Origin of the sequence: Inquilinus limosus MP06, assembly GCF_000767795.1 — a bacterium.
GTDB lineage: Bacteria > Pseudomonadota > Alphaproteobacteria > DSM-16000 > Inquilinaceae > Inquilinus > Inquilinus limosus_E.
In genome coordinates, this window is sequence record NZ_JANX01000534.1 from 1 (window position 1) to 4,387 (window position 4,387).

5 protein-coding genes are annotated in these 4,387 nt (G+C 70.6%); 3 read left to right on the forward strand and 2 right to left on the reverse strand.

What is annotated here, in order from left to right; translation table 11 throughout:
• The first annotated feature begins 304 nt into the window (after nt 1-304).
• From P409_RS27720 to P409_RS27730, 3 genes are all read left to right on the forward strand, one after another.
• On the forward strand, nt 305-1,432 hold the full coding sequence (locus P409_RS27720; RefSeq protein WP_034846013.1) for an iron-containing alcohol dehydrogenase: 1,128 nt from the start codon (nt 305-307) through the stop codon (nt 1,430-1,432).
• Nucleotides 1,433-1,726: 294 nt separating this feature from the next.
• A complete protein-coding gene (locus P409_RS27725) occupies nt 1,727-2,815 on the forward strand; it encodes a P1 family peptidase (protein WP_034846015.1) in 1,089 nt (362 codons plus the stop codon).
• Between the two features lie 56 nt (nt 2,816-2,871).
• Nucleotides 2,872-3,375 (forward strand): SH3 domain-containing protein, encoded by a 504-nt coding sequence (locus tag P409_RS27730; RefSeq protein WP_034846017.1) that lies wholly within the window; start codon nt 2,872-2,874, stop codon nt 3,373-3,375.
• A 228-nt stretch (nt 3,376-3,603) separates the two neighbouring features.
• On the opposite strand, the gene trxA is transcribed toward P409_RS27730, so the two are convergent.
• Both trxA and P409_RS27740 read right to left on the reverse strand, forming a co-directional pair.
• Nucleotides 3,604-3,924, reverse strand: a complete 321-nt coding sequence (trxA, locus tag P409_RS27735) for a thioredoxin TrxA (protein ID WP_034846018.1) — start codon at nt 3,922-3,924, stop codon at nt 3,604-3,606.
• 73 nt (nt 3,925-3,997) lie between these two features.
• Nucleotides 3,998-4,387, reverse strand: a 390-nt coding sequence (locus P409_RS27740; RefSeq protein ID WP_034846020.1) for a PD-(D/E)XK nuclease family protein, incomplete at its 5' end; no start/stop codon positions are given.

Below are 4,387 nucleotides of genomic sequence, written 5' to 3' on the forward strand. Positions count from 1 at the left end.
GGTCGCGGCGGCATAGAGCGCGGCAAAGATCGCCAGCACCGCCAGGCCGCGCCGCCCGCCCTTCGGCACGAGCGTCCGGCCCAACAGCCAGGCCAGGATCAGCACCGCGCCGCCGATCTGGGTCAGCACCGTCAGGGCCAGGACGGCCAGCAGGAAGGCCAGGCGCCGCATGCGATGCCCCGCGATTCGGATGACGACCGTGCCAGCCTAGTGGCTCGCACGGCAAAGGTCGCCGCCGGCTTCCGGTGCGGCGCCGCATCCTCTAGGGTTTCCTCGACCCCGGAAACGCCAAGGACGAGGACCGATGGCCGATACCATCACCTATCTCACTACTACCCGCTTCGGGGCCGGCGCGGTCGGGCTGCTGCCGCAGGAGCTGGCGGAGCTCGGCATCGGCAAACCGCTGCTGGTCACCGATCCGGGCATCGCCCGGCTGCCGCTGCTCGACCGGGTGCGCCGGATGCTGCCGGCGGAGCACGCGGTCTTCACCGAGACGCCGGGCAACCCGACCGAGGCCGCCGTGGATGCGGCGTTCGAGGCCTTCCAACAGGGCGCCTGCGACGGGCTGGTGGCGCTCGGCGGCGGCTCGGCCATGGATCTGGCCAAGGCGGTGGCCCTGCGCGCCACTCATGCCGGCCAGCTGGCCGAATACGCGCTGATCGAGGGCGGTGCCGGCCGCATCGGCCCGGTGGCGCCGCTGGTGGCGATCCCGACCACCGCCGGCACCGGCAGCGAGGTCGGGCGCGGCGCCCTGATCACCCTGCGCGACGGCCGCAAGCTGGCGCTGATCAGCCCGCATCTGATCCCGGGTCGCGCCATCTGCGACCCGGAGCTGACGCTCGGCCTGCCGCCGCTGCTGACCGCCGCCACCGGCATGGACGCGCTGACCCATTGCATCGAGACCTTCCTGTCGCCGCGGTACAACCCGCCGGCCGACGCCATCGCGCTGGACGGCGCCGGCCGGGCCATGACCTTCCTGCCGCGGGCGGTGGCGGATGGCGGCGACCTCGAAGCCCGCAGCGAGATGATGATGGCGGCGCTGCAGGGCGGGCTGACCTTCCAGAAGGGGCTGGGCGCGGTGCACGGCCTGTCGCATGCGCTGGGCGCCATCCCCGACCCGGTGCTGCATCACGGCACGCTGAACGCCGTGATCCTGCCTGCGGTGCTGCGCTTCAACGCCCCGGCGGCCGGCGCCAAGTACCCCCGGCTGGCCGTGGCCATGGGGCTGGCGGCCGAGGCCGACCTCGCCGCCGCGATCGAGGACCTCAATGCCCGGCTGGGCTTGCCCAAATCCCTGCGGCAGATGGGGGTGACCGAGGCGCATCGCGACCGTGTCGTCGCCGGGGCGCTGAAGGACCATTCCACCGCCAGCAACGCCCGCCCTGTCACCCAGGCGGATTACGCGGCGCTGTTCGACGCCGCGCTGGGCTGAAATGGGCCGAACCTGCTCATAGGAGCGCACGGCGCTCATTGGACAGGCAATTTCCGGTCGCGCCCACGGGAGAAGCAAAAAATTTCGGGGGGGTGGGAACCTCCCCTTTTGCGAGGCGTTCTACGGTTGCACGTCCGCATCGTGCATGAACCTCCCTGTTCAACTCGGGCCGGCCATGGGGTCGGCCCGTTCTTTTTGGGATCCCCATTCCACCCCATTCGGGGCGTAGATCGCGCCGGCCCGGCCTGCTACCCAGGCGCGGGGGCGAGGCCCCGGTGTCACGGCGAGGGTGGGATGGCGCGCGCGCGATTGCGGGATCTGGGTCTGTCGATCGGCACGCTGCCGCCCGGCCCGAAGAACGGCATCACCGATGTGCCCGGCGTGCTGGTCGGCCAGGTCACCCTGGTCGAGGAATCACCCCACATCATCCGCACCGGCATCACCGCGATCGTGCCGCAGGATGGCGAGATCTGGCGCCGCAACCTGTTCGCCGCCGGCCATGTGCTGAACGGCAACAGCGAGGTCACCGGCCTGACCTGGATCAACGAGTTCGGCCTGCTGTGCGGCCCGCTGTCCCTGACCGGCACCTTCTCGATCGGCGCGGTGCATGAGGGCATGGTCGATGCCGAGGTGACGCTGGCCACCGGCGCCGACTTCAAGATGCCGCTGGTGTCCGAGACCTATGACGGCTGGCTGTCGGAAAGCGAGCATTTCGTGCTGCGGCCGCACCATGCGATGGAGGCGCTGCGCCGCGCCACGGCCGACCCGGTGGCGGAAGGCTGCGCCGGCGGCGGCACCGGCACCAACGCGCATGAGTTCAAGGCCGGCACCGGCACCGCGTCGCGCATCGTCGCCCAGGGCGGGGAGAGCTGGACCGTCGGCATCCTGGTGCAGACCAACTATGGCGACCGCGACCGGCTGCTGCTGGACGGCGTGCCGGTCGGGCGCGAGATCCCGGTCACCGACGTGCCCAGCTGCTTCACCGAGCGTCGGGTCGAGGGCTCGATCCTGGTCGTCATCGCCACCGACGCGCCCCTGTTCCCGCACCAGCTGAGGCGGCTGGCGCAGCGCGCCGGCCTCGGCCTGGCCCGCTGCGGCGGCCTGGGCTGGCCGGGCAGCGGCGACGTGTTCATCGCTTTCTCCACCGGCAACGACCTCGGCCAGGCCACCGACACCAGCCGGGCGCTTCCCTTCGAGAATCTGCGGATGCTGCCGGATTTCGCGCTGCAGCCGCTGATGGCGGCGGTGGTGGAGGGGACGGAGGAGGCGATCTGGAACTCGCTCTGCGCCGCCGAGACCACGCAGGGCCGCAACGGCCGGGTCAGCCATGCCCTGCCGATCGAGCGGCTGCCCGGGATCATGCGCCGCTACGGACGCACTTGACGCGGCCGGCGCCCGGGATTCTTGTGTCGGCATCGACCGCCGCCAGTCGGAGCCCCATGCGCCGATCCGTCACCGCCCTGTTCCTCGCCTTCGCCGCGGCCGTGCCGCTCGCGGCCCATGCCGCCGGCAGCGGCCAGCCGGTGCCGCGATTCGTCTCCCTGCGCTCGGACGAGGTGAATCTCCGCACCGGCCCGGGCGAGCGCTATCCGGTCGAATGGGTGGTCAGCAAGAAGGGCCTGCCGGTCGAGGTGATCGCGGAGTTCGACACCTGGCGCCGGGTGCGCGACTGGGAGGGGATCGAGGGCTGGGTCCACCAGGCCCTGCTGACCCGCCGGCGCACCCTGGTGGTGACGGGCAAGGAGGACCAGCCGATCTATAACGAACCCAGCGAAAGCTCGGGCCTGATGGCGAAGGCGGAGCCGGGGGTGCTGGGCTCGCTGCTGCGCTGCCCGGGCGACGGGGCGCAGGCCGACTGGTGCTATGTCGACCTCAAGGGCTATCGCGGCTGGATGCGCCGGGCGTCGTTCTGGGGCGCCTATCCGGGCGAGAAGGTGGAATAGGGCGCGGCGTCGAGCGTCTCTCGCGTTGCCTCTCCCGCCTGGCGGGACCTCCTTGGAATTCCCGAGACCGTCATTGCGAGCGCAGCGAAGCAATCCATGCGGCAGCCCTTGCTGGACGATGGATTGCTTCGTCGGCTCCGCCTCCTTGCGTTGATGGCGGGGGCAGACATTACGAAAAAGCCCCGCCTTGCGGCGGGGCTCTTCGCATTCAGGACCGTGGCGCGGGTGTCAGAGATTGCTCTCGACCCACTGCGACAGCGCGGTCTTCGGCACGGCGCCGATCTTGGTGGCGGCGACCTGGCCGTCCCTGAACAGCATCAGGGTCGGGATGCCGCGCACGCCGTACTTCGCCGGGGTCAGCGGATTGTCGTCGATGTTCAGCTTGACGATGCTGACCTTGCCGCCCAGCTCGGAAGCGATCTCTTCCAGCGAGGGGCCGATCATCTTGCAGGGGCCGCACCATTCGGCCCAGAAGTCCACCAGGACGGGACCCGAGGCCTTCAGGACATCGGTTTCGAAGCTGGTATCCGAGACGGGCTTCGTGCTCATGGGAATTCCTTGCTTAGGGGCGGGACGCCACCTCACCACGTGGAGATAGGGTAGGGAGGGGAACGGAACAAGGTCAAGCCGATGCGCCCGGGGCATGCCGGTCCAGCGTCGGGGGCGGGAGTTCCATCAGCCTCGGACCCTCGGTCCACAGCAGCGCGCAGCGCACTGTGCGGCCTGGATAAACCAGCCGCAGCGCGGCGCGATAGGCGGCCATCTGCACCAGATAGGCGCGCGGCACCGACTCGATACTCACCGGCGGCGGGCGGTTGGTCTTGTAGTCGACCACCAGCACCGAATCGGGCGTCACCACCAGCCGGTCGATCTGGCCGGACAATGCGCGGCCCTCGACCAGGCCGACCACCGGCACCTCGGCCCGGCTGCCGGGGCCGAACAGCGGCTCGAAGCCGGGCTGGTCCAGCACCGCCAGGGTGGTGGCCACGATCTCCGCCTGCTCGGCCTCGTC

Coding starts and splice junctions, on each gene's coding strand:
- P409_RS27720 (WP_034846013.1), top strand. CDS start 305: ATGGCCGATACCATCACCTATCTCACTACTACCCGCTTCGGGGCCGGC.
- P409_RS27725 (WP_034846015.1), top strand. CDS start 1,727: ATGGCGCGCGCGCGATTGCGGGATCTGGGTCTGTCGATCGGCACGCTG.
- P409_RS27730 (WP_034846017.1), top strand. CDS start 2,872: ATGCGCCGATCCGTCACCGCCCTGTTCCTCGCCTTCGCCGCGGCCGTG.
- trxA (WP_034846018.1), bottom strand. CDS start 3,924: ATGAGCACGAAGCCCGTCTCGGATACCAGCTTCGAAACCGATGTCCTG.